Source organism: Kineosporia succinea, assembly GCF_030811555.1.
GTDB lineage: Bacteria > Actinomycetota > Actinomycetes > Actinomycetales > Kineosporiaceae > Kineosporia > Kineosporia succinea.
The window spans coordinates 4,988,706-5,010,177 of the sequence record NZ_JAUSQZ010000001.1; the positions used below are offsets into that span (position 1 = coordinate 4,988,706).

Sequence of the window (21,472 nt, forward strand, 5' to 3'; positions counted from 1 at the left end):
CAGGAGCGTTACCCACCCATGATCGTCGCCAACGGTGTAGAGCTGCGTGCCGGCTCCCGTCTGCTCGTCGAGAACGCCACCTTCCGCGTCGGCCCCGGTCAGCGCGTCGGCCTGGTCGGCCGTAACGGTGCCGGCAAGACCACCCTGACCAAGGTCCTGGCCGGGGAGGCGCAGCCCGCCGCCGGCACGGTCTCCCGCAGCGGCAACGTCGGTTACCTGCCGCAGGACCCGCGCACCGCCGACCTGTCGATCCTGGCCCGCGACCGGGTGCTGAGCGCCCGCAACCTCGACGACGTCATCCGCCGCATGCGCGAGACCGAGGGCCAGATGGCCAGCGTGGTCGACGAGACGCGTGACGCCGCGATGGAGCGCTACTCCCGTCTGGAGGCCGAGTTCGTGGCCGGCGGCGGCTACGCGGCCGAGAGCGAGGCGGCCACCATCTGCGCCAGCCTGAGCCTGCCCGACCGGGTGCTGGAGCAGCCGCTGGGCACCCTCTCGGGTGGTCAGCGCCGCCGCGTCGAGCTGGCCCGCATCCTCTTCTCCGGCTCCGACACGCTGCTGCTCGACGAGCCCACCAACCACCTCGACGCCGACTCCATCGCCTGGCTGCGCGACTTCCTGCGGGTCTGGAACGGCGGTCTGATCGTGATCAGTCACGACGTCGAGCTGCTGGAGGAAGTGGTCAACCAGGTCTACCACCTCGACGCCAACCGGGCCGCGATCGACGTCTACAACGTCGGCTGGAAGAAGTACCTCGAGGCCCGCGAGACCGACGAGAAGCGCCGCCGGCGCGAGCGCCAGAACGCCGAGAAGAAGGCCTCGGTGCTGATGCAGCAGGCCGACAAGATGCGCGCCAAGGCCACCAAGGCCACCGCCGCGCAGAACATGGCCAAGCGCGCCGAGAAGCTGCTGTCCGGCCTGGAAGAGACCCGTCAGGCCGACAAGGTGGCCAAGCTGCGCTTCCCGCAGCCGGCCCCCTGCGGCAAGACCCCGCTGATGGCCGAGGGGCTCAGCAAGTCCTACGGCAGCCTGGAGATCTTCACCGACGTCTCGCTGGCCATCGACCGCGGGTCCCGCGTCGTCGTCCTGGGCCTCAACGGCGCCGGCAAGACCACCCTGCTGCGCATGCTCGGCGGCATCGAGAAGCCCGACACCGGCGAGATCCGGCCCGGGCACGGCGTGCGCCTGGGCTACTACGCGCAGGAGCACGAGACCCTCGACACCGAGCGCACCGTCCTCGAGAACATGCGCTCGGCGTCCCCCGACCTCACCGACACCCAGGTGCGCACGGTGCTCGGCTCGTTCCTCTTCGGCGGCGACGACGCCGAGAAGCCCGCCGGGGTGCTCTCCGGCGGTGAGAAGACCCGCCTGGCGCTCGCCACGCTGGTCGTCTCCGGCGCCAACGTGCTGCTGCTCGACGAGCCCACCAACAACCTCGACCCGGCCAGCCGTGAGGAGGTCCTCGACGCCCTGCGGCGTTACGAGGGCGCCATCATCCTGGTCACCCACGACGAGGGCGCCGTCGAGGCGCTGAACCCCGAACGGGTGGTTCTGCTGCCTGACGGGGAAGAGGATCTCTGGAACAAGTCGTATCTCGACCTGGTCACCCTGGCCTGACTTTCCTCGCGGGTAATCCTTCGGATCCTGGGCAAAGGCGCAGGAATTCGCGGTGAAGATCGTTCCCGACGGCGAATCGTGCCACCGTACGGCCGGATTCGGTTACCGGTGGGTGGGCTTGATCGGGACTGCCCGGCCATGAAAGGAATGCCCGGCGAGTCACTTTGCGTGTCGCGTCGAGTGGCCGGATGCACGACTCGAGATCACCATGGTCGAAGAACGACACACGTTCGAGGAGGATTCGTGGCCGAGAGTGTTAAGAAGGGAGCCCGGATCACGGGCACCGATCGTTCGAAGCTGGCAGGCGAGCTCAAGAAGAAGTACACGTCAGGCGCGAGTATTCGTGCCCTGGCGGAGGAGACGGGCCGATCCTACGGTTTCGTGCACCGCATCCTCACGGAGAACGAGGTCCAGCTCCGAGGCCGGGGTGGTGCTACCCGGGGCAAGGCGAAGCAGGCCTGACCGCCTTCGTCGCCCTGCCATTGGCCGGACTCAGGAGGAGTCCCTAGTGTTGCCGACGGCCGGGGGTGCGTCGCACCACCTGCGCCCCCGGGCCGTCGGCGAGTCCGGCCCGCGAATTCGTGAACCGCACCGCGTGATCAAACGCGGCTTTGGGCGGTGGTTCACCCGCAACTGGTCATCCCTGCCCACAGGCGTACGGTTGTCGCGTGGACAGTGGCGGAAAGCCCCAATCGAAGACGACCGGCGCACCCGAGCCGGATCGCGCGGGGGAGCGGGCGCCCGGGTCCGCGGGCCCAGAACGCCAGACCTCTCCCTCACGGGCTGACCAGGACACCGACCGGCGTTCCCGCGGCCGCGAGCCCCAGCCCGTCCACAGCATCACCGGAGCGCTCACGCCGCACTCCGACGATCTCGACATCCGCATCCGCCGGTACCTGATCTCGATGTCCGTGCGCGTGCTCTGCGTGATCCTGGCGATCGTCGTGCACGCGCGGTGGGGGCACTGGTCCTGGTGGATCTTCGCCATCGGTGCGGTCATCCTTCCCTATGTCGCCGTCGTCATGGCCAACGCCGTCGACCGGCAGCGCGGCGGCCCGGGGCCGGCCCCGATCACCCCGCAGGCGAAGCGCTCGCTGCCCGCGGCCGAGCCGCCCACCCGGCTCGACGACGACGTCGAGATCACGATTCATCCGCCGCAGCGCCCCGTTCGAGAAGAAAAGTCCGATTCGGATTATTTTGAGCCGGGTTTCAGGGCGCCGGGCCCCGACTCCGCGCGTTTCGAGGCGGATTCGGCCCGGCGATTCGAACAGGCGACCGAACGGCCGAAGTGAGCATCATCCGAATGGCCGTCCTGATTGGTGGGTCAGACTGACACCGATCCGTGTCATACTTGTTGAGCGCGGCCTGCATCCCCCGTCGGGCCGCGCAAATGAACGCCGGGCGGCATCCCCCGTGGCCGCCCGGCGTTCGCCTTTTGGCAGACTGTCCTGCGTGACAGAGCGGCAAGACCCCACGTGCAGCGCCCGGGGATGCCGACGGCCCGCGGTCTGGGCCCTGCGGTGGAACAACCCCAAGCTGCACACGCCGGAGCGGCGCAAGATCTGGGTGGCCTGTGACGACCACCGGGAACACCTTGAGGAGTTCCTCAGCCTGAGGGGCTTCCTCAAGGACACGGTGAGCACGCAGGAGCTGGGATGAGCGTCGAATCGGCAGCAGGCCCCACCGGGACCGGAGGTTCTGAGGGCACCGGCGATCCCGAGGACTACGACGGCCCTGACCCCTCAGCGGCCACCGTCACCCGCCGCAGCGCCTGGAGCACCACCAAGGCCGCCCTGGCCCTGCTCCGCGAACGCGGCTGGCTCCTCGCTCTCGTCGGCATCGTGGTGCTCTCGGTCGTCTTCGTGTTCCTGGGCCGCTGGCAGTTCCACCGCCACGAGGCCCGCTCCGAGCGCAACAACGTGGTCAAGGCCAACTACCACGCCGCCCCGGTGCCGCTGGCCGAGCTGATCCCCCCGGCCGAGCAGCAGGCCGGGGCCACCCTGCCGAAAACCCTGGAGTACCGCCCGGTCACGGTGAAGGGCGAGTACCTGCCCGAGCAGACCGTGCTCATCCGCAACCGCCCGCACGACCAGATCGGCCAGGCCGGTTCGCTCAGCGCGGGCGGCAGCAACGCCCAGAACGGCTACGAGGTCGTCGTCCCGCTGCGCACCACCGACGGCAGCGTGTTCTTCGTCGACCGCGGCTGGATCCCCGCCGGCACGAACGACGCGTCCAGACCCGACAGCGTCCCCGCCGCTCCCACCGGCGAGGTCACCGTGGTCTCCCGGCTGCGGCCCAGCGAGCCGCTCTCCAGTCGCACCGCGCCCGAGGGCCAGGCCGTGCGGCTGAACGTGGCCGCGCTGGCGACCGCGACCGGCCTGGCCGACGAGCGGGTGGTGGGTGCCTTCGGCGCCCTGGTGAGCGAGGACCCGGCGGCCGCCGACACCCCGGAGGGCGCCGAGGAGCCCGACCCCGGCATCGGCATCAACCTGTCGTACTCGGTGCAGTGGGACGGATTCGCGATCGTCGCCTACATCCTCTTCGCCGTCGCCCTGGTGCGGGAGGTGCGCCGTCGTGACGGCGAGGACGGCGACGGCGACGGCGACGGCGAGGACGACGAGGAGGACGACGGCCCGGTGACCCTCACCGGAGCCACCTACCGCTGAGGCCGAAGGGCTCCCGCCGGAGACGAAGCAGGGCCTAGACCCCCGGCCGCTGCTGCTCGCGGAACGGGCTGGCCCGGTACACCCCGAGCATGCGCACCTCGGCGAAGAAGCTGAGCTCCTCGAACGCCCGCGCCACGTGCGGCTCGTCGGGGTGCCCGTCGATGTCGGCGAGGAACTGTGTGGCGGTGAACTGCCCACCCACCATGTAGCTCTCCAGCTTCGTCATGTTCACGCCGTTCGTGGCGAAACCGCCCAGCCCCTTGTAGAGCGCGGCCGGGATGTTGCGCACGCCGAACACGAAGGTCGTCACGATCGGCCCGACTCCGGCCGCCGCGCGCAGGTTCTCGGGCGAGAGGATGATGAAACGCGTGGTGTTGTGCGCCTCGTCCTCGAAGTCCTCACGCAGGATCTCCAGCCCGTAGACCTCCGCCGCCAGCCGGGAGGCGATCGAGGCCACGGTCGGGTCGCCCAGCTCGGCGATCTCGCGGGCGCTGCCGGCCGTGTCGGCCGTCACGACCGGCACGATGCCGAGCTCGCGCAGCGCGTTGCGGCACTGGTCGAGGGCCTGCGGGTGGCTGCGGGCGCTCTTGATCGCCTCCACCCGGGCACCGGGCACACCGAGCAGCTGGTGGCGCACCGGCAGGAAGTACTCCCCGACGATGTGCACCTTCGACTGGGGCAGCAGGTAGTGGATGTCCGCCACCCGGCCCGCGGTGGAGTTCTCGACGGGGATCATCGCCAGGTCGGCCGTGCCGTCCTCGAGCGCGCCGAAGCACTCCTCGAAGGTGCGGAACGGCACCGGGTCGTAGTCGGGATAGACGTCGCGGCAGGCAATGTGCGAGTTCGCGCCCAGTTCACCCTGGAACGCGATCCGACGGGTACGGGTCATCACCCGCCAAATGATGCCAGGTGAGAGTTCGGTCCGATCGGACGACCCGCGTCGCGGGATTCGCCCGGCCCCGCGCTCTAGAGTGATCGTCCAGTCACGATGAGTGGTCAACGGGGCGCGAAGAACGGAACAGTGATGGATCTGGGTCTGTCGGACCGGGTGTACGTCGTCACGGGGGCGTCGAGGGGACTCGGCCGGGCCTGCGCGGAACTGCTGGCGGCGGAGGGGGCCCGGCTGGTGCTGTGCTCGCGCAACGAGGAGGAGCTGAAGGCCACGGCCGCCTCGCTGGGCGGGTCCGAACGGGCGATCGCCGTGCCCGGTGACATCGGGGAGCCGGGCATCGAGACCTGCCTGGTCGCCGCCGCGATCGCGCGCTACGGGCGGCTCGACGGCGGGCTCATCAGTGTCGGCGGTCCGCCCGCCGGCACGGTGATGGACCTCGACGACGGCGCCTGGCGCCTGTCGTTCGAGGAGACCTTCCTGGGCCCGCTGCGGCTGGCCCGCACGATCGGCAAACTGTCCTCGCGTGAGGGCGGTTCGGTGGTGCTCGTGCTCTCCACCTCGGTGAAGGAGCCGATCGCCGGGCTGGCGCTGTCGAACGGCCTGCGGCCGGGGCTCGCGATGGCGGCCAAGTCTCTGGCCAACGAGCTGGGCGAGCGCAACGTCCGGGTCAACGGCATCCTGCCGGGCCGTATCGACACCGACCGGGTGCGCACGCTCGACGCCGCCGGTGGCCGCCCCGAGGAGGCCCGCCGCCAGCAGGAGTCCCGCATCCCGCTGGGGCGTTACGGCGAGCCGCTGGAGTTCGCGCGGCCCGCCGTGTTCCTGCTGTCACCCGCCGCGAGTTTCGTCACCGGCACGATGCTCTCCGTCGACGGTGGTCTCTCCCACGGGTTGTAGGTCACCGGGGTTCGGGTCCACCGCGTCCGAAAGCTCCATGACGGACGCGGTGGTCACCCGACGGGGTCGGGGCGCGTCAGGCGCCCTCGGCCACCGTCGACATGTTGAAGTCCGTGATCCGCAGCGCCGGCATCGCCGTCCGGGTGAACCACTCACCCCACTCGCGACTCAGGCACACCTCCGTCGCCCCGTACGCCTCGACCCGCGACAGCAGGTCGACCGGGCTCTCGTTGTACCGGAAATTCGTGGTGGCGCCGACGACCTCGCCGTTCTCCACCACGTAGACGCCGTCGCGGGTGAGCCCGGTCAGCAGCAGGGTCTGCGCCTCGACCTCGCGGATGTACCACATCGAGCTCAGCAGCAGCCCGTGCTCGACGCCCTCCAGCAGGTCCATCGTCGAGCCGGTGCCGTCGGTCCCGGTCAGCACCAGATTCTCCGCGGCGGGCGTCACCGGCAGGCCGGTCAGGCTCGCGGTGTGCCGGCTGCTGGGCAGGGCGCTGATCGTGCCGGAGTCCAGCCAGGCCGCCGCGGGGGAGGGCAGGCCGTTGTCGAACACCGAGGCCATCGGCGAGGACGACGTGGTGAGAACCCGGTCGGCACAGCCCAGTCCGGGGTGGAAGGGGTCGCTGAGCAGGCTCAGCGGGCTGCCGGTGATCTTCTCGCCGACCCGGGTGCCGCCGCCCGGTTTCGAGAACACGCTGCGGCCCTCGTGCGCGGTGCGCGCGTCGGCCGACCACAGCAGGTAGATCATCAGGTCGGCCACCGAGGTCGGCGGCAGCACGGTGGTGTAGCGGCCCGGCTCGAGCGCCACGGTGCGTTCCTGCCAGCGCAGCCGGGTGGCGATCTCGTCGTCCAGGGCCAGCACGTCGACGTCGCTGAAGTCGCGCGTGGCGCCCGCGACGTACGCGGAACGGCTTCGCGCACCGGCCTTTCCGGTGAGCTCGATGGTGCCGCGGGGCTGCTCGTGCCGGTAGCGCAGGCCGCCGCTGGTGCCCAGCCAGGTGGTGACCACCTCGTGCAGGGCGAACCCGAACGACTCCCGGTTCTGCGCCCGCGAGCGCCCGAACACCTCGCCGAGGGCCTCGGCGACCCCGCCCAGGGTGGACGCCCCGGTCTCGGCCCCCGGGTCGGCGAACCCCGGCAGTTCGTCACCGGTGGCGAAAGGGGCCGCGTCCTCGGCCGGTTCGGCCGCCCGGGCGAGCGCCACGGTGTCGGCCACCAGGGTGCGCACCCCGGCGGCGTCCAGCCCGGAACGGCTCAGTACCCCGGCGCCGGTGCCGCCGCTGACCGGGGCTCCGACGATCACCGTGACCGTGCGTGCGGAGGTCAGCCCGTTGGTGGTCAGGCCGCTCAGGGCCCAGCGCAGGTTGACCGTCGAGGTCTCGGAGACCAGCACGGCCGCACCGAGGTCCGCGGGCACGGCGCCCAGGGCGATCTCCACCAGTTCGGATGCAGTGCTCACCGGCCCCCCTCGCTTCGCGTGTTCAGCACCTTGACCTGTTCGAAGAGCGTGGCCGGGGCGCCGTGACTGACCCAGGCGGACTGCCCGGGCTGGGCCTTGCCGCAGTTCGACGCGCCACCCAGGTAGGAGGAGGAAGACCCGCCCAGTCCGGTGAGAGACCCCCAGAACGACGGCGTGGAGCCCTGGTACGCGGCGTCCTTGACCTGGCCGGCGAGCCTGCCGCCCCGGATCCGGTAGAAGCGCTGCGCCGTGAACTGGAAGTTGTAGCGCTGCATGTCGATCGACCACGACTTGTCGCCGACCACGTAGAGCCCGTCGTCCACGCCGGAGATCAGGTCGTCGGTGGAGACGTCCTGGGAAGAGGCCGCCAGGCTCACGTTCGCCATCCGCTGCACCGGCACGTTCAGGGCCGAGTCCGCGTAGGCGCAGCCGTTCGAGGCGGGGAGGCCGCAGCGTGCGGCCATCGCCCGGTCGAGCTGGAACCCGGCCAGCACACCCTTCGAGACCAGGTCCCACGAGCGGGTGGCCACCCCCTCGTCGTCGAAACCGGTGGTGGCGCCGCCGTGCTCGACCGTGCGGTCGGCCGTGACGTTCATCAGCTCGCTGCCGTAACGGAACGACCCGACGCCCTCGAGCGTCGCGAAACTGGTGCCGGCGTAGGCCGCCTCGTAGCCCAGCGACCGGTCGAGCTCGGTGGCGTGGCCGACCGACTCGTGGATCGTCAGCCACAGGTTGGTCGGGTCGATCACCAGGTCGTAGTCGCCCGCGGTGACCGTCGGGGCCGCCACCCGCTCGGCGAGGAGCCCGGGCAGGGAGGCGATCTCGGTCGTCCAGTCCCAGCCGGTGCCGTTCAGGTACTCCCAGCCGCGCGCCACCGGCGGGGCCAGCGTGCGCATCGACTCCGGGCCGTCGGCCGCGATCGCCACCACGGTGATCTCCGGCTCGATCAGCACCCGCTGCTGCCGGGTGACCGTGCCCGCCAGATCGGCGTAGAACTTCTGCTCCTTGGCCAGGTTCACCATCGCGTCACAGTGGTCGACCCCGTCGGCCGCCAGCAGCTGCGACGACCAGGCGGCGAGGTGCCGCGCCCGGTCGGCCACCGGCACGTCGAAGGGGTCGGTTTCGTACGACGACACCCAGGTCGCCGTGTGCACCGGTTCCGGCGCCAGCTCGACCCGCTCGGCCATCAGCGGCCGGGAGATCCGGGCCACCTCGAGCGCCCGCCCGGCCGTGGCCACCGCGGCGGCCGGGGTGAGCTCGTCGGTGGCGGCGAAACCCCAGACCCCGTCGAGCAGCACCCGCACCGCCAGCCCGGCCGACACCACGTCCGAACTCGACGACAGCCGCGCGTCACGCAGGTGCATCGACCCGGTGCGCATGCGCTGCACCCGCAGGTCGGCGTGCTGCAGGGCAGCGCCACCGGCCGTGCGGGCGTGCTGCAGAGCGGCGTCGGCGAGTGTCTCCAGCGGCAGAGCCAGGAAATCGGCGTCGATCTGCCCCGTCATTCAACGACTCCTCGAAGAGCTACAGACCTTTTCCGGACACGTCGAGCACGAGCTTGCCGGTGCTGCGGCGACTGCGGAGATCCTCGTGCGCCCGCGCCGCCTCGGCCAGGGGATACGTCCCACCGACCACCGGCTTGAGCACCCCGGCCCGCACCATCGAGCGCAGCTCCTCGAGCGCGCCCTCGAGCAGACCCGGCTGGGCCACGGCGTGGGGCAGCCAGAAACCGGTCAGGGTGAGCGACTTCTTCATCAGCTTCTGCACCCGCACCGGCGCCGGGTCGGTCTTCGAGGCCATCCCGAACACCGCGATCCGGCCCAGGGGGCGCATGGCGGCCAGTGAGCCGTCGAAGACGTGCCCACCGGTCATCTCGAGCACCACGTCGGGACCCTGCCCGCCGCCCGCGGCGAGCAGCGCGTCCTTCACCTCGTCGGCGCTCGTGAGGCCGGAGATGTCGATGGCCTCGTGCGCGCCCAGCGACCGGGCCAGCTCGAGCTTGGCCTCGCCGGAGGCGGTCGCGATGATGCGGCCCGCGCCCCAGGCCCGGGCCAGCTGCACGGCCACGCTGCCCACGCCACCGGCGGCCGAGTGCACCACCACGGTCTCGCCCGGGTGCAGCTCGGCGCTGCGGCGCAGCAGGTGCCAGGCCGTGGTGCCGTGCACCAGCAGGCCGAGCGCCTGGGCGTCGGTCAGGTCGTCCTTCAGCGGGAAGGCCAGCTCGGAGCGCACCACGGCCCGCTCGGCGTACCCGCCGCCGCTCATGGTCAGGCCCAGCACACGGGTGCCGGGCTCGAGGCCGCCACCGCTGACGACCCGGCCGACCACCTCGCTGCCGGGCACGAACGGCAGGGTCTGCCGCACCAGGTAGGAGTCCTCGGTCTGGTGGGTGTCGGCATAGTTCACACCCGCCGAGTCGACCTCGACCAGCAGTTCGCCCTCGCCCGGCGTGGGCTCGTCGAGGTCGGTCACCCTCAGTACCTCGGGACCACCGAACTCGGTTATCTGTACAGCTCGCACGCCGTGAACCTACTCCCTTTCGCAGGTCGTCCGTGAGTCCCGCCACCAAGTACTTGTACGGTTCCGACAGATTTCCCGTCCGATCTTTGCCACCGGTGCGCTGGTGCGTCGTGGTTCCGGAGTCGGATAACGTCACTCGTCGGATTCCGTCCGGCGACCGGACCAGGCGCTTCCCGAGCGCGTGCGGGTGACCGGACGACACGGACCGAGAGCTCTGAACACCGATGGAAGGTTGACTGTGGCACGCAGCGTGCTGGTGACGGGTGGTAACCGGGGGATCGGGCTGGCGATCGCCCGCGCGATGGCCGAGGACGGCGACAACGTCACCGTGACCCACCGCAGCGGCGAGCCGCCGGCCGGCCTGAAGGGCGTCATCTGCGAGATCACCGACGCCGAGTCGGTGAAGAGCGCCGTGGCCCAGGTCGAGGCCGACCAGGGCCCGATCGAGGTGCTCGTCGCCAACGCCGGGGTCACCCGCGACACCCTGCTCATGCGGATGAGCGACGACGACTGGGACACGGTCGTCGATACCAACCTGGGCGGCACGTTCCGCTGTGTGCGGGCCGTCAGCAAGTCGATGATCAAGGCCCGCAAGGGCCGCATCATCCTGGTCGGCAGCGTCGTCGGCCTGATGGGCTCACCCGGTCAGGTGAACTACGCGGCCACCAAGTCCGGCCTGGTCGGCATGGCCCGCGCCATCACCCGTGAGATCGGCGGCCGCGGCATCACCACCAACGTGGTGGCCCCGGGCTTCATCGACACCGACATGACGGCGTCGCTGCCCGAGAAGCTGCGGGACGAGTATTTGAGCCGCATCCCGGCGGGGCGTTTCGGCAACGTCGACGAGATCGCCGCCACCGTGCGCTTCCTGGCCTCGGAGCAGGCCGCGTACATCACCGGCGCCGTCATCCCCGTGGATGGCGGCATCGGCATGGGGCACTGAGCCCCACCAGAAGACTTCCGCCCGCCAACCACGGGTGACGTGATGTGAGAGGAACAGGCACGAAAATGGGACTGCTCGAGGGCAAGAAGCTGCTCGTGACGGGTGTGCTGATGGACACGTCCATCGCCTTCCACGCGGCGAAGGTGGCCCAGGAGGAGGGCGCCGAGGTCGTGCTGAGCTCGTTCGGCCGGCAGATGAAGCTGACCGCGGCCATCGCCAAGCGCCTGCCGAAGACGCCGCCGGTGATCGAGCTCGACGTCACCAGCACCGAGGACCTGGAGAAGCTGCCGGAGCGCGTGCTCGAGCACGTCGACAGCCTCGACGGGGTGCTGCACTCGATCGGGTTCGCGCCGCAGACCGCGATGGGCGGCAACTTCCTCAAGACCGAGTGGGAGGACGTCGCCACCGCCCTGCAGATCTCGGCCTTCAGCTACAAGTCGCTGGCCGTGGCCGCGCTGCCGCTGATGAAGGAGGGCGGCGCGGTCGTCGGCCTGACCCTCGACGCGCGCATCGCCTGGCCGACCTACGACTGGATGGGCGTCGCGAAGTCCGCGCTGGAGTCGACCTCCCGCTACCTGGCCCGCGACCTGGGCTCGAAGGGCATCCGCAGCAACATCGTGTCGGCCGGTCCGCTGCGCACCACCGCGGCCAAGGCGATCCCGGGCTTCGACGCGTTCGACGAGCTGTTCCAGACCCGCTCGCCGCTCGGCTGGGACGTGCGCAACCCCGTCCCCACCGCCAAGGCCTGCGTCGCGCTGCTGAGCGACTGGTTCCCGGCGACCACGGGCACGATCGTCTACGTGGACGGCGGCTTCCAGGCCGTCGCCGGTAACGCGTAGGTCTCCGAAACCCGACGGGGGACGTGGTGGTCGACTCGACCACCACGTCCCCCATCGGGTTTTCGGGACTCAGCCGATCGAGCCGCCACCCTCGGCCCGCGGCACCACGAACTGCTCGAGCCGCCCGTCGCCGGGAGCCAGATCGGCCCACTCCCGCTCGAGCGCGAGCACCGCGATGCCGGCGGTCGGGAAGCCGGACTTCACGTGCTTGACGGCCTCGGCGTCGGACTCGGGACCGGCCAGTGCGAGAGTGGCCTCGGACATCGTCGGCTCGTGCCCGACGACCACCACCACCGATGCGGAACCCGCGCTCCGGCGCACGGTCTCGACGACGTCGGAGACCTCGGCCTGGTAGAGCCCGGGCACGTACTTCACCTCGGGGTGCGCGGCCGCCCCGGCCCCGAGATCCCCGGTGGTCAGGGCGAGTTCGGCGCTCAGCCCCTCGAGCACCGCGCGCCAGGTCTGGCGGGTGCGGCGGGAGGTCGAGCACAGCACCACGGAAGGCAGCGCGATCCGGGCCAGTTCGGCCCCTCCGGCCCCGGCGTCGAGCAGGCCGCGCGAGGTCAGTGCGCGGTCCACGTCGGCCTGACCCGGCGCCGGCTGTTCCGCCTTGGCGTGCCGGACCATGATCAGCCTGCGGGTGGGTGCGGTGCTCATTTCGGTTCCCTCCGAACGCTGTTGCTGGTTCCTCTGGTCAGATCTGGTGAGATTCAGGGGTGTTCACGGTCAGGACGGCTGCTCGGCGGCGGCGTCAGCGTCCTCGATCTCGGAGCGGGGGATGCCGAGCAGGTACAGGACGGCGTCGAGATAGGGCACGTTGACCGAGGCGTCGGCCTGCTCGCGCACCACCGGCTTGGCGCAGAACGCGATGCCGAGCCCGGCGGTGGCCAGCATGTCGAGGTCGTTGGCGCCGTCACCGATCGCCACCGTGCGCGAGAGCGGCAGGCCCTCCAGCTCGGCGAAACGGCGCAGCGACGCGGCTTTCGCGGCCCGGTCGACCACCGGCCCGGTCACCCGGCCGGTCAGCCGGCCGTCGGCGATCTCGAGCTTGTTCGCCGCCACGTGGTGGATGCCGAGGTCGCGGGCCAGCGGCTCGACCACCTCGATGAACCCGCCCGAGACCACGCCCAGCGTCAGGCCCAGGCGGCGCAGCGTGCGGGTCAGGGTGCGGGCGCCGCGGGTCAGGCGCACCGCGTGGTAGACGTCGTCGAGCACGCTCTCGGGCAGCCCGGCCAGGCACGCCACCCGCTCGTGCAGGCTGGCCGCGAAGTCGAGCTCGCCGCGCATGGCCCGCTCGGTCACCTCGGCGACCTTCTTCTCCACCTCCGGCCCGGCGTGGGCCGCCAGGAGCTCGATCACCTCGTCCTGAATCAGCGTGGAGTCGACGTCCATCACCACCAGGCGCCGCCCGCGCCGCGCCAGCCCGGCCGGGCTGACGGCCAGGTCGGCACCGTGCGCCATCGCCTCGGCGGCCAGCTCGCGGCGCAGCCCTTCGGCGTCGCCGCCGGAGATGTCGAGTTCGAGCGTGGTGACCGGATATCGCGAGATACGCCGGATCCGGTCGATGTTCGCGCCGTGCGCGGCGATCCGGCCGGTCACCCCGGCCACCGCCGAGGGCAGCAGCGGAGCGCCGAGCATGGTCACGGCCAGCCGGTTGCGGCGCCGCCGGGAGTTGTCGCCGGTGCCGGGCTCACCGCTCACGGTCAGGCCCAGATCGCTGCCGGTGCGCCGCACCTCGGCGATCATGCCGGGCTCGTCGGCGCCCGCCGTGACCAGCACGGCCAGGGTCAGGTGGCCGCGGACCACGACCTGCTCGACGTCGAGAACCTCGACGCCGGAACGGGTCAGGACACCGAAGACGGCGGTGGTCACGCCGGGCCGGTCGGGGCCGGTCAGCGTGAAGAGCACGGTGCGGGCGCCGTCGGAGGGCAGCCGCACGGCCGGGGTCAGAACGTCCTGCTGCGGGGTCACGGCACCGAATCTAGTCGAGCGTTGCCGGAATGAGACCATTCCGTTGCTGAGGAGTTCATCCCATTGAGCCCGGTCCCTGTGCGTCACTCGGCCCGCCGCGGCCGGGCCCGCACGTGCAACCGCTCACCCTGAGGGCCGAACAGCCCCAGCACCTCGGTGGGCGTGGGGTCCGGATTGCCCATCCAGTGCGGGGTGCGGGTGTCGAACTCGGCCACCTCACCCGCCTCCAGCACGAAGTCGTGTTCGCCGAGCACGAGCCGCAGCCGCCCGCTCAGCACGTAGATCCAGTCGTAGCCCTCGTGCACCCGCTGCTCGTCGGGGGCGGGCCCGTGCACCGGGAAGTGCGCCGGGTAGATGATCTTGTAGGCCTGCAGGCCGCCCGGCCGCCGGCTCAGCGGCACGTAGGTCGCGCCGTGCCGCTCGATCTTGCGTGGCCGGATGCGGGGGTCACCGGTCGGGGGCGCGTCGACCAGCTCGTCGAGCGGCACCTGATGGGCCCGGGCCAGCGGCAGCAGCAGCTCCAGCGTGGGCCTGCGCTGCCCCGACTCCAGCCGCGACAGCGTGCTGACCGAGATCCCGGTCTCCTCGGCCAGCTCGGCCAGGGTCGATCCGCGTTCCTGCCTCAGCCTCCGCAGCCGGGGGCCGACCGCTTCCAGGACGTCCTGCCAGTCGTCTTCCTCGTCGCTCATGGCTCCATTTGCCGTTCTGGCAACAAAGATTGTCAAGAGCGCGAGCGGGGGCGCATCGTGAACGCACCGGACGACGAAGGAGCAGGACATGCAGACGTACGACGCCGTGGTCATCGGTGGGGGAGCGGCCGGGCTGAGCGGGGCGGTCGCCCTGGCCCGCTCGCTGCGGTCGGTGCTGGTGGTGGACGCGGGCGACCCGCGCAACGCCCCTGCCGACGCGATGCACAACTACCTGGGCCGAGAGGGTGCCTCGCCCCTCGACCTGGTGGCCGACGGACGCAAGGAGCTCGCCGGGTACGGCGGCTCGGTGCTGCCGGGCACCGTGGTGTCGGCGACCCGCACGGACGACGCCTTCGAGGTGACGCTGGAGAGCGGCGAGACCGTTCAGGGGCGCCGTCTGCTGGTCGCGACCGGGCTGCGGGACGAGCTGCCCGAGGTGGAGGGGCTGGCGCAGCGCTGGGGCCGGGACGTCATCCACTGCCCCTACTGCCACGGCTACGAGCACCGGGGCCAGGCGATCGGGGTGCTCGCGACCGGCCCGAACTCGCTGCACCAGGCGCTGATGTTCCGTCAGCTCTCCGACGACGTGGTGGTCTTCCAGCACTCCGCGCCCGCGTTCGGCCAGGAGAGCCACGAGCAGCTGGCGGCCCTCGGGGTGCGGGTGGTCGAGGGAACGGTGGACGCGGTGGTCACCGGCCCGTCCGGTCTGAGCGGGGTGCGGCTCGTCTCGGGCGAGGTGGTCGAGCGCGAGGTGCTCGTGGTGGCGCCGCGGTTCACGGCGCGGGTGGACGGGCTCGCGGGACTCGGGCTCGAGGTGGACGAGATCGAGATGGGCGGCGCGGTGGTCGGCAGCTCGGTGAAGGCCGACCCGTTCGGCAAGACCTCGGTGCCGGGGGTGTGGGCGGCGGGCAACGTGGCGTCGATGGCGGCCCAGGTGGTGATCTCGGCCGGCGCCGGGCTGATGGCCGGGTCGCAGATCAACGCCGACCTGATCCAGGAGGACGTGGCCCGGGCGGTCGCCGCGCGGCGTGCGGGCGACGGGCGATGAGCGACGCGGTGGACCACCGGGTCTGGTTCGAGGCCCCGGCCTGGGAGGAGCGGTACGCCGCCGAGGGAACGATCTTCAGCGGCGACGTGAACCCCCAGCTGGTGGCCGAGACCGCGGGCCTGACGCCGGGCTCGGCGCTGGACGCCGGCTGCGGCGAGGGCGGCGACGTGTTCTGGCTGGCCGAGCAGGGCTGGAGGGTGACCGGCGTCGACTTCTCCACACGGGTGCTGGAGAAGAACGCCGAGCGCGCGGCCGGGCTCGGCCTGGGGCACCTGACCGAGTGGGTCCCCGGCGACCTGCGGGTCTGGACGCCGCCACGAGGCCAGTACGACCTGGTGACCAGCCATTTCGTGCACCAGGCGGGCGACGACGGACGAGCCCTGTTCCGCCGCCTGGCCTCCGCCGTGGCCCCGGGCGGCCAGCTGCTGATCGTGCTGCACAGCCCCCTCGACCTGGACACCACGATGGGCCGCCCGGACATCCCCGAGGGCTTCTGGACCGCCGGTGAGATCACCGCCGCCCTCGACCTGACCGGCTGGCAGGTGATCACCGCCGACGCCCGTCCCCGCCGGGCGAAGAACCCGGAGGGTGAGGAGATCACCATCCACGACACGATCTTCCGCGCCCGGCGCGGCTGACCGCCGGGCCGCCGGCCGGATCGGGGACCCGTCCGCCGCCCCGGTCCGGCCGGGACGTGCCTAGTTCTGCGCGTCCCGGAACGCCAGCCACTCCTTCACCAGGCCGAAGTCGTACGTCGGGCCGGTCAGGCCGATCGTGAACAGGCCGGCCCCGGCCGCCACGAGCTCCTCGCCACTCACGTCGGGGGAGTCGCCCACCCCGATCGACCGCTGGATCGCCGACGCCGGCCGGCCTTCGGTGACGCACCACTCGTCGAGGATCGCGCTCTTGCGCCGCAGCACCTCGACGTCGCCGAAGGTGTGCCAGATGTCGGCGTGCCGGGCCGTGTAGCGCAGCGTCTTCTTCTCGCCGCCCCCGCCGATGAGGATCGGGATGTCGCGCGTGGGAGCCGGGTTCAGCTTCTTCCAGCGCGCCTCGATGCGGGCCAGCGCCTGCTCCAGGTCGGCCAGCCGGGTGCCCGGGGTGCCGAAGTCGTAGCCGTACTCGTCGTAGTCGCGCTCGAACCAGCCGGCCCCGATCCCGAGGATGAGCCGGCCGTCCGAGATGTGGTCGACGGTGCGGGCCATGTCGGCCAGCAGGTCGGCGTTGCGGTAGCTGTTGCAGGTGACGAGCGCGCCGATCTCGATGCGCGACGTCGCCTCGGCCCAGGCCCCGAGCATGGTCCAGCACTCGAAGTGCTGACCGTCGGGCTCACCGTAGAGCGGGAAGAAGTGGTCCCAGTTGAACGCGATGTCGACGCCGAGTTCCTCGGCCTCCGCCACCGCGCGGCGGATGGCCCGGTAGTCCGCGTGCTGGGGCTGGATCTGAACACCGATGCGAATGGTCACGCCTCGCATCGTAGGCGTGACCGTCCGCTGTGACCCCGAAGATCAGACCGTGACGCGCTGGCCCTTCCCGATCACCGTGATGCCCGACTCGGTGACCACGAAACCGCGCTCGCGGTCGGCGTCCGGGTCCATCCCGATGCGGGCGCCCTCGGGCACCACCACGTTCTTGTCGAGGATCGCCCGGCGCACCACCGCGTGCCGGCCGATGTCCACGCCGTCCATCAGCACGCTCTCGCTGACCGTCGACCACGAGCGCACGTTCACGTTCGGCGAGAGCACCGAGCTCTCCACGAACGCGCCCGAGACCACGGTGCCGGGGGAGACGATCGAGTTCACCGCGTGCCCGATGCGCCCCTGCCAGCCGTGCACGAACTTGGCCGGCGGCCACGGGCCCTGGTGGGTGTAGAGCGGCCAGTCGTAGTTGTAGAGGTTGAACACCGGGTGCACCGACACCAGGTCCATCTGCGCCTCGAAGTAGGCGTCGATGGTGCCGACGTCGCGCCAGTAGTGACGGTCGCGGTCGGTGGAACCGCGGACGTCGTTCTCCTTGTAGTCGTAGACCGCGGCCTCACCCCGGCCGACGAAGTACGGCACGATGTCGCCGCCCATGTCGTGGCGCGAGCCCGGGTCGTCGGAGTCGCTGGTGACGGCCTCGATCAGGGCCTTGGCGTCGAACACGTAGTTGCCCATCGACGCCAGCACCTCACCCGGGGAGTCGGGCAGGCCGACCGGGTTCGTGGGCTTCTCCAGGAAGGCCTCGATGCGGCGCGGGTCTTCGTCGTAGGTCTTGATCACGCCGAACTGGTTGGCCTCCTCGATCGGCGTGCGGATGCCCGCGACCGTGCAGCCCGCGCCCGACTCGATGTGCTGCTGGACCATGGCGGCGAAGTCCATGCGGTAGACGTGGTCGGCGCCGACCACCACGACGATGTCGGGCTTCTCGTCGTTGACCAGGTTGAGGCTCTGGAAGATGGCGTCCGCACTGCCGAGGTACCACCGCTTGCCCACGCGCTGCTGGGCCGGCACCGGCGCGATGTAGTTGCCGAGCTGCGTCGACATCCGCCAGGCCTGGGCGATGTGACGGTCGAGCGAATGACTCTTGTACTGGGTCAGCACCACGATGCGCAGGTAGCCGGAGTTGACCAGATTGCTGAGCGCGAAATCGACGAGGCGGTAGACGCCTCCGAAGGGCACGGCGGGTTTGGCCCGGTCCACCGTCAGTGGCATCAACCGCTTGCCTTCCCCACCGGCCAGAACGATCGCCAGAACCCTCGGATTCGCCATGTGCTGACTGTATGGCGTCGGCCTCCGGTCGCACTACGGTGGTCCTCATGCGCGTCGACGTTCTCACCCGTGAATACCCGCCGGATGTCTATGGAGGGGCGGGTGTTCACGTGCAGAATCTCGTGGAGGTGCTCCGCCGCCAGATCGACGTCGAGGTACGCACCTTCGGCGAACCCCGCGACGAGCGGTCGGTCACGGCCTACGCCGAGCCCTCGACCCTCAAGGACGCCAACGCCGCCCTGCGCACCTTCGGTGTCGACCTCGGCATCGCGGCCGACTGCGCCGGGGCCGACGTGGTGCACTCGCACACCTGGTACGCGAACCTCGCCGGGCACCTCGCGTCGCTGCTGCACGGGGTGCCCCACGTGCTCACGGCGCACAGTCTGGAGCCGCTGAGGCCGTGGAAGGCCGAGCAGCTCGGCGGTGGGTACGCGCTGAGCTCGTGGGCCGAGAAGACCGCCTACGAGGCCGCGGCCGCCGTCATCGCGGTGAGCGCCGGCATGCGGGACGACATCCTGCGCAGCTATCCGTCGGTCGACCCGGCGAAGGTCAAGGTCGTGCACAACGGCATCGACCTGTCCGGCTGGCGGCGCATCGACGACGAGTCCACGGTCCGGTCGCTGGGCATCGACCCGGAGCGCCCGAGTGTGGTTTTCGTGGGCAGGATCACGCGCCAGAAGGGCCTTCCGTACCTGCTGCGCGCCGCCGCGCTGCTGCCGCCCGAGGTCCAGCTGGTGCTGTGCGCGGGCGCTCCCGACACCCCGGAGATCATGGCCGAGGTCTCCGGGCTGGTCGCCGAGCTGCAGAAGACGCGTGACGGCGTGGTCTGGATCCAGCGCATGCTGCCCCGCGACGAGCTGTGCACCGTGCTGTCGGCGGCCACCACGTTCGTCTGCCCGTCGGTCTACGAGCCGCTGGGCATCGTCAACCTCGAGGCGATGGCCTGCGAGGCGGCCGTGGTCGGCACCGCCACCGGCGGTATCCCGGAGGTCGTGGCCGACGGGGTCACGGGCCGCCTGGTGCCGATCGAGCAGGTCGACGACGGCACCGGAACCCCGCTGGATCCGGAGCGGTTCGTGGCCGACCTGGCCGCGGTGCTCACCGACGTCTGCTCCGACCCCGCCCGCGCCCGCGCGTGGGGCCGCGCCGGCCGGCAGCGTGCCGAGGAGCACTTCTCCTGGGGTGCGATCGCCGACACCACGATCGAGGTCTACCGCTCGGTGCTCTGAGCCGCTGAGGAACGACGCGGTCGCCCGATCTTCCCGGGCGGCGGCCGGCCCGTGGCTGACGGGGGACGACGTGGTCGCCCCGGGTCGGCCCGGGTCGCCTCGGGCGGCGGCCGGGTCTCGCGACGAGGGACGACGCGACCGGCGTCCTGGCGGACCTCACCTCGGCGGCCGGTGACCGGAGAGGTGTGGACGACCGCGTCGTCCTCAAGCCGGACTCAGTCGTCGGCGGGCTCTTTCATGCCGTTCACGGCGGCGACCATCGCGCGCCGGGACACCCCGTCGAGCCGCCGCAGCGCCTCGGTGCGGCGCTGGGCCTCGTGCTGGGTGACGGCGGCGCCGTCGTCCTCACTGGCGAGCTCCACGATCGCCCGCACCCGCGCGGCCCGGGACAGCACCTGCACCACCCGTTTCGGCGTGGTCGGCGGGATCATGCCGCGCTCCAGACCGCCGTCGCGGATGGCCGCGACCCGCACCGCCGCGTCGTCGCGCCAGCGGGCCACGTCGAGACGGCCCAGCTCCTCGACCGCCTCGGTCAGCGCCGAGCGCAGCTCCCGGTCGGCGTCCGCGACGCTGCCGATGTCGGTGACCCGGCGCCGGCCGACCGAACGGGCGCTCCACGCGACCATCGCCCCGGGCTCGTAGACCGACCCGAACTCGGTGATCTCGGCCACGATCCCGATCGCCGGACCGGCGTGGCCGTCGGCCAGCACGCACTCCCCGGCCTCCATCGCGGCCTCGTTGAAGGCGGGCGGGCCGGGCAGGCCGAGCACGTCACCGGGAGCGGGCAGAGCCACCTGAAGCGACGGGGTGCCGTGTCGCAGGAGGCTGGTGAGCAGCTCGAGCAGACCTCCCTCGGGCGGCAGGCCGAGCGTGGCAGAGACCTCGAAGTCGGCTGTGACCTGGTGCGGCTCGTCGTCACGGGTGACGGCGGCGACCGCCTCGGCCGGGTCCACACCGTCGGCGAGCACGGCTGTGCCCCACGCGGCGAACCGGGCGGACCTGGGCAGGAGAAGCATCGCAACAGCCTAATCCGTCAGCTGGAGGAGCCGGCCCGGTCGCGGTGTCCCGCCCGGACTGCGCACCGGCCGATGTGATCACGGTCCGCATCCGCCGGACCCGGCGGCGGAGCGGGTCCCGGGTGCCATAGGGTCCTGTTATGGCCGACGTGCTTGACCTGGACGGCGTCACGATCATGCGTGGCGGTAACGCTCTCCTGGACGACGTGAGCTGGGAGGTCGCCGAGGGCGAGCGCTGGGTGGTGCTCGGCCCCAACGGCGCCGGCAAGACCACCCTGCTGCAGGTCGCCGCGGCCCGGATGCATCCCACCAAGGGGCAGGCCTCGATCCTCGGCGAGACCCTCGGCGGCACCGACGTCTTCGAGCTGCGCCCGCGGATCGGCCTGTCGAGTGCGGCTCTGGCCGAGCGCATTCCGGCCGAGGAGCTGGTGCGCGACGTGGTGCTCACCGCGGCCTACGCGATCTCCGGCCGCTGGCGCGAGGACTACGACAAGCTCGACCACGGCCGGGCCGGTGACCTGCTCGCCGCCTTCGGCGTGGAGCACCTGGCCGACCGCACGTTCGGCACGCTCAGCGAGGGCGAGCGCAAGCGGGTGCAGCTGGCCCGCTCCCTGATGACCGACCCCGAGCTGGTCCTGCTCGACGAGCCGGCCGCCGGCCTCGACCTGGGCAGCCGCGAGACCCTGGTGCGCGACCTGGCCGAGCTCGCCGGTGACAAGAAGTCCCCGGTGCTGGTGCTCGTCACCCACCACGTCGAGGAGATCCCGCCCGGCTTCACGCACGTGCTGATGCTGAAGGCCGGGAAGGTCGTCACCGCGGGCCCGATCGACGAGACCCTGACGGACGAGAACCTGACAGCCGCCTTCGACGTTCCTCTGAATGTGCGGCGAACCGCGCAACGCTGGACTGCGGTGCTGCGTCAGGAGTGATGGA

At 71.3% G+C, this 21,472-nt stretch carries 22 protein-coding genes; 12 read left to right on the plus strand and 10 right to left on the minus strand.

Annotated features, from left to right (window positions below):
• The first annotated feature begins 18 nt into the window (after nt 1–18).
• The 5 genes from abc-f (at nt 19) to J2S57_RS21725 (ending at nt 4,283) form a co-directional block, all read left to right on the plus strand.
• A complete protein-coding gene (gene abc-f, locus J2S57_RS21705) occupies nt 19–1,617 on the plus strand; it encodes a ribosomal protection-like ABC-F family protein (RefSeq protein WP_307245905.1) in 1,599 nt (532 codons plus the stop codon).
• Nucleotides 1,618–1,860: 243 nt separating this feature from the next.
• Nucleotides 1,861–2,079 (plus strand): helix-turn-helix domain-containing protein, encoded by a 219-nt coding sequence (locus J2S57_RS21710; RefSeq protein WP_370882495.1) that lies wholly within the window; start codon nt 1,861–1,863, stop codon nt 2,077–2,079.
• Between the two features lie 206 nt (nt 2,080–2,285).
• The gene (locus tag J2S57_RS21715; protein ID WP_307245907.1) at nt 2,286–2,909 is read left to right on the plus strand and encodes a DUF3099 domain-containing protein; all 624 of its coding nucleotides are present in this window, start codon (nt 2,286–2,288) and stop codon (nt 2,907–2,909) included.
• 160 nt (nt 2,910–3,069) lie between these two features.
• Nucleotides 3,070–3,276, plus strand: a complete 207-nt coding sequence (locus tag J2S57_RS21720) for a hypothetical protein (RefSeq protein ID WP_307245909.1) — start codon at nt 3,070–3,072, stop codon at nt 3,274–3,276.
• Nucleotides 3,273–4,283, plus strand: a complete 1,011-nt coding sequence (locus tag J2S57_RS21725) for an SURF1 family cytochrome oxidase biogenesis protein (protein WP_307245911.1) — start codon at nt 3,273–3,275, stop codon at nt 4,281–4,283. Before J2S57_RS21720 ends, J2S57_RS21725 begins: the two co-directional genes overlap by 4 nt.
• A 34-nt stretch (nt 4,284–4,317) precedes the next feature.
• Here the strand turns inward: J2S57_RS21725 and J2S57_RS21730 are convergent, their stop codons facing one another.
• A complete protein-coding gene (locus J2S57_RS21730; protein WP_307245913.1) occupies nt 4,318–5,172 on the minus strand; it encodes a prephenate dehydratase in 855 nt (284 codons plus the stop codon).
• 135 nt (nt 5,173–5,307) lie between these two features.
• On the opposite strand from J2S57_RS21730, the gene J2S57_RS21735 reads away from it, so the two are divergent.
• Nucleotides 5,308–6,072: an SDR family oxidoreductase gene (locus J2S57_RS21735; RefSeq protein WP_307245915.1), complete on the plus strand. Its 765-nt coding sequence runs from the start codon at nt 5,308–5,310 to the stop codon at nt 6,070–6,072.
• A gap of 76 nt (nt 6,073–6,148) precedes the next feature.
• Here J2S57_RS21735 and J2S57_RS21740 read toward each other — a convergent pair whose 3' ends face one another.
• Genes J2S57_RS21740 through J2S57_RS21750 form a run of 3 tightly spaced genes read right to left on the minus strand, consistent with a single transcriptional unit; the run spans nt 6,149 to nt 10,054 of the window.
• Nucleotides 6,149–7,534, minus strand: a complete 1,386-nt coding sequence (locus tag J2S57_RS21740; protein ID WP_307245917.1) for a metallopeptidase TldD-related protein — start codon at nt 7,532–7,534, stop codon at nt 6,149–6,151.
• On the minus strand, nt 7,531–9,039 hold the full coding sequence (locus tag J2S57_RS21745; protein WP_307245919.1) for a TldD/PmbA family protein: 1,509 nt from the start codon (nt 9,037–9,039) through the stop codon (nt 7,531–7,533). Before J2S57_RS21745 ends, J2S57_RS21740 begins: the two co-directional genes overlap by 4 nt.
• Before the next feature lie 19 nt (nt 9,040–9,058).
• The gene (locus J2S57_RS21750; protein ID WP_370882496.1) at nt 9,059–10,054 is read right to left on the minus strand and encodes a quinone oxidoreductase family protein; all 996 of its coding nucleotides are present in this window, start codon (nt 10,052–10,054) and stop codon (nt 9,059–9,061) included.
• Nucleotides 10,055–10,292: 238 nt separating this feature from the next.
• On the opposite strand from J2S57_RS21750, the gene fabG reads away from it, so the two are divergent.
• Both fabG and fabI read left to right on the plus strand, forming a co-directional pair.
• Nucleotides 10,293–10,997 (plus strand): 3-oxoacyl-[acyl-carrier-protein] reductase, encoded by a 705-nt coding sequence (gene fabG, locus J2S57_RS21755; RefSeq protein ID WP_307245923.1) that lies wholly within the window; start codon nt 10,293–10,295, stop codon nt 10,995–10,997.
• A gap of 65 nt (nt 10,998–11,062) precedes the next feature.
• A complete protein-coding gene (gene fabI, locus J2S57_RS21760) occupies nt 11,063–11,836 on the plus strand; it encodes an enoyl-ACP reductase FabI (protein WP_307245925.1) in 774 nt (257 codons plus the stop codon).
• 69 nt (nt 11,837–11,905) lie between these two features.
• Here the strand turns inward: fabI and J2S57_RS21765 are convergent, their stop codons facing one another.
• The 3 genes from J2S57_RS21765 to J2S57_RS21775 all read right to left on the minus strand — a co-directional run bounded on the left by J2S57_RS21765 (nt 11,906) and on the right by J2S57_RS21775 (nt 14,496).
• The gene (locus J2S57_RS21765) at nt 11,906–12,493 is read right to left on the minus strand and encodes a SixA phosphatase family protein (RefSeq protein ID WP_307245927.1); all 588 of its coding nucleotides are present in this window, start codon (nt 12,491–12,493) and stop codon (nt 11,906–11,908) included.
• Nucleotides 12,494–12,562: 69 nt separating this feature from the next.
• The gene (gene serB / locus J2S57_RS21770) at nt 12,563–13,807 is read right to left on the minus strand and encodes a phosphoserine phosphatase SerB (RefSeq protein ID WP_307245929.1); all 1,245 of its coding nucleotides are present in this window, start codon (nt 13,805–13,807) and stop codon (nt 12,563–12,565) included.
• An 83-nt stretch (nt 13,808–13,890) separates the two neighbouring features.
• Nucleotides 13,891–14,496, minus strand: a complete 606-nt coding sequence (locus tag J2S57_RS21775) for a helix-turn-helix domain-containing protein (protein ID WP_307245931.1) — start codon at nt 14,494–14,496, stop codon at nt 13,891–13,893.
• A gap of 88 nt (nt 14,497–14,584) precedes the next feature.
• Here J2S57_RS21775 and J2S57_RS21780 point away from each other — a divergent pair, with 88 nt between their 5' ends.
• Entirely contained in the window at nt 14,585–15,544 is a 960-nt protein-coding gene (locus tag J2S57_RS21780; RefSeq protein WP_307245934.1) for an NAD(P)/FAD-dependent oxidoreductase, read from the plus strand.
• Nucleotides 15,541–16,182: a class I SAM-dependent methyltransferase gene (locus J2S57_RS21785; RefSeq protein WP_307245936.1), complete on the plus strand. Its 642-nt coding sequence runs from the start codon at nt 15,541–15,543 to the stop codon at nt 16,180–16,182. The genes J2S57_RS21780 and J2S57_RS21785 overlap by 4 nt, the downstream gene beginning before the upstream one ends.
• A gap of 60 nt (nt 16,183–16,242) precedes the next feature.
• Here the strand turns inward: J2S57_RS21785 and J2S57_RS21790 are convergent, their stop codons facing one another.
• Both J2S57_RS21790 and glgC read right to left on the minus strand, forming a co-directional pair.
• Nucleotides 16,243–17,019 carry an LLM class F420-dependent oxidoreductase gene (locus J2S57_RS21790; protein WP_370882497.1) on the minus strand — a complete coding sequence of 259 codons (777 nt, stop codon included), beginning with the start codon at nt 17,017–17,019 and terminating at the stop codon, nt 16,243–16,245.
• 33 nt (nt 17,020–17,052) lie between these two features.
• A complete protein-coding gene (gene glgC / locus J2S57_RS21795; protein ID WP_307245939.1) occupies nt 17,053–18,294 on the minus strand; it encodes a glucose-1-phosphate adenylyltransferase in 1,242 nt (413 codons plus the stop codon).
• Between the two features lie 47 nt (nt 18,295–18,341).
• Here glgC and glgA point away from each other — a divergent pair, with 47 nt between their 5' ends.
• Nucleotides 18,342–19,523, plus strand: coding sequence for a glycogen synthase (glgA, locus tag J2S57_RS21800; RefSeq protein WP_307245941.1), 1,182 nt, complete (start codon nt 18,342–18,344; stop codon nt 19,521–19,523).
• A gap of 215 nt (nt 19,524–19,738) precedes the next feature.
• Here the strand turns inward: glgA and J2S57_RS21805 are convergent, their stop codons facing one another.
• Nucleotides 19,739–20,539 carry an Rv1486c family protein gene (locus J2S57_RS21805; protein ID WP_307245943.1) on the minus strand — a complete coding sequence of 267 codons (801 nt, stop codon included), beginning with the start codon at nt 20,537–20,539 and terminating at the stop codon, nt 19,739–19,741.
• Between the two features lie 140 nt (nt 20,540–20,679).
• On the opposite strand from J2S57_RS21805, the gene J2S57_RS21810 reads away from it, so the two are divergent.
• Complete coding sequence (locus tag J2S57_RS21810; RefSeq protein ID WP_307245945.1) at nt 20,680–21,468, plus strand: ABC transporter ATP-binding protein; 789 nt, start codon at nt 20,680–20,682, stop codon at nt 21,466–21,468.
• Nucleotides 21,469–21,472 lie beyond the last annotated feature (4 nt).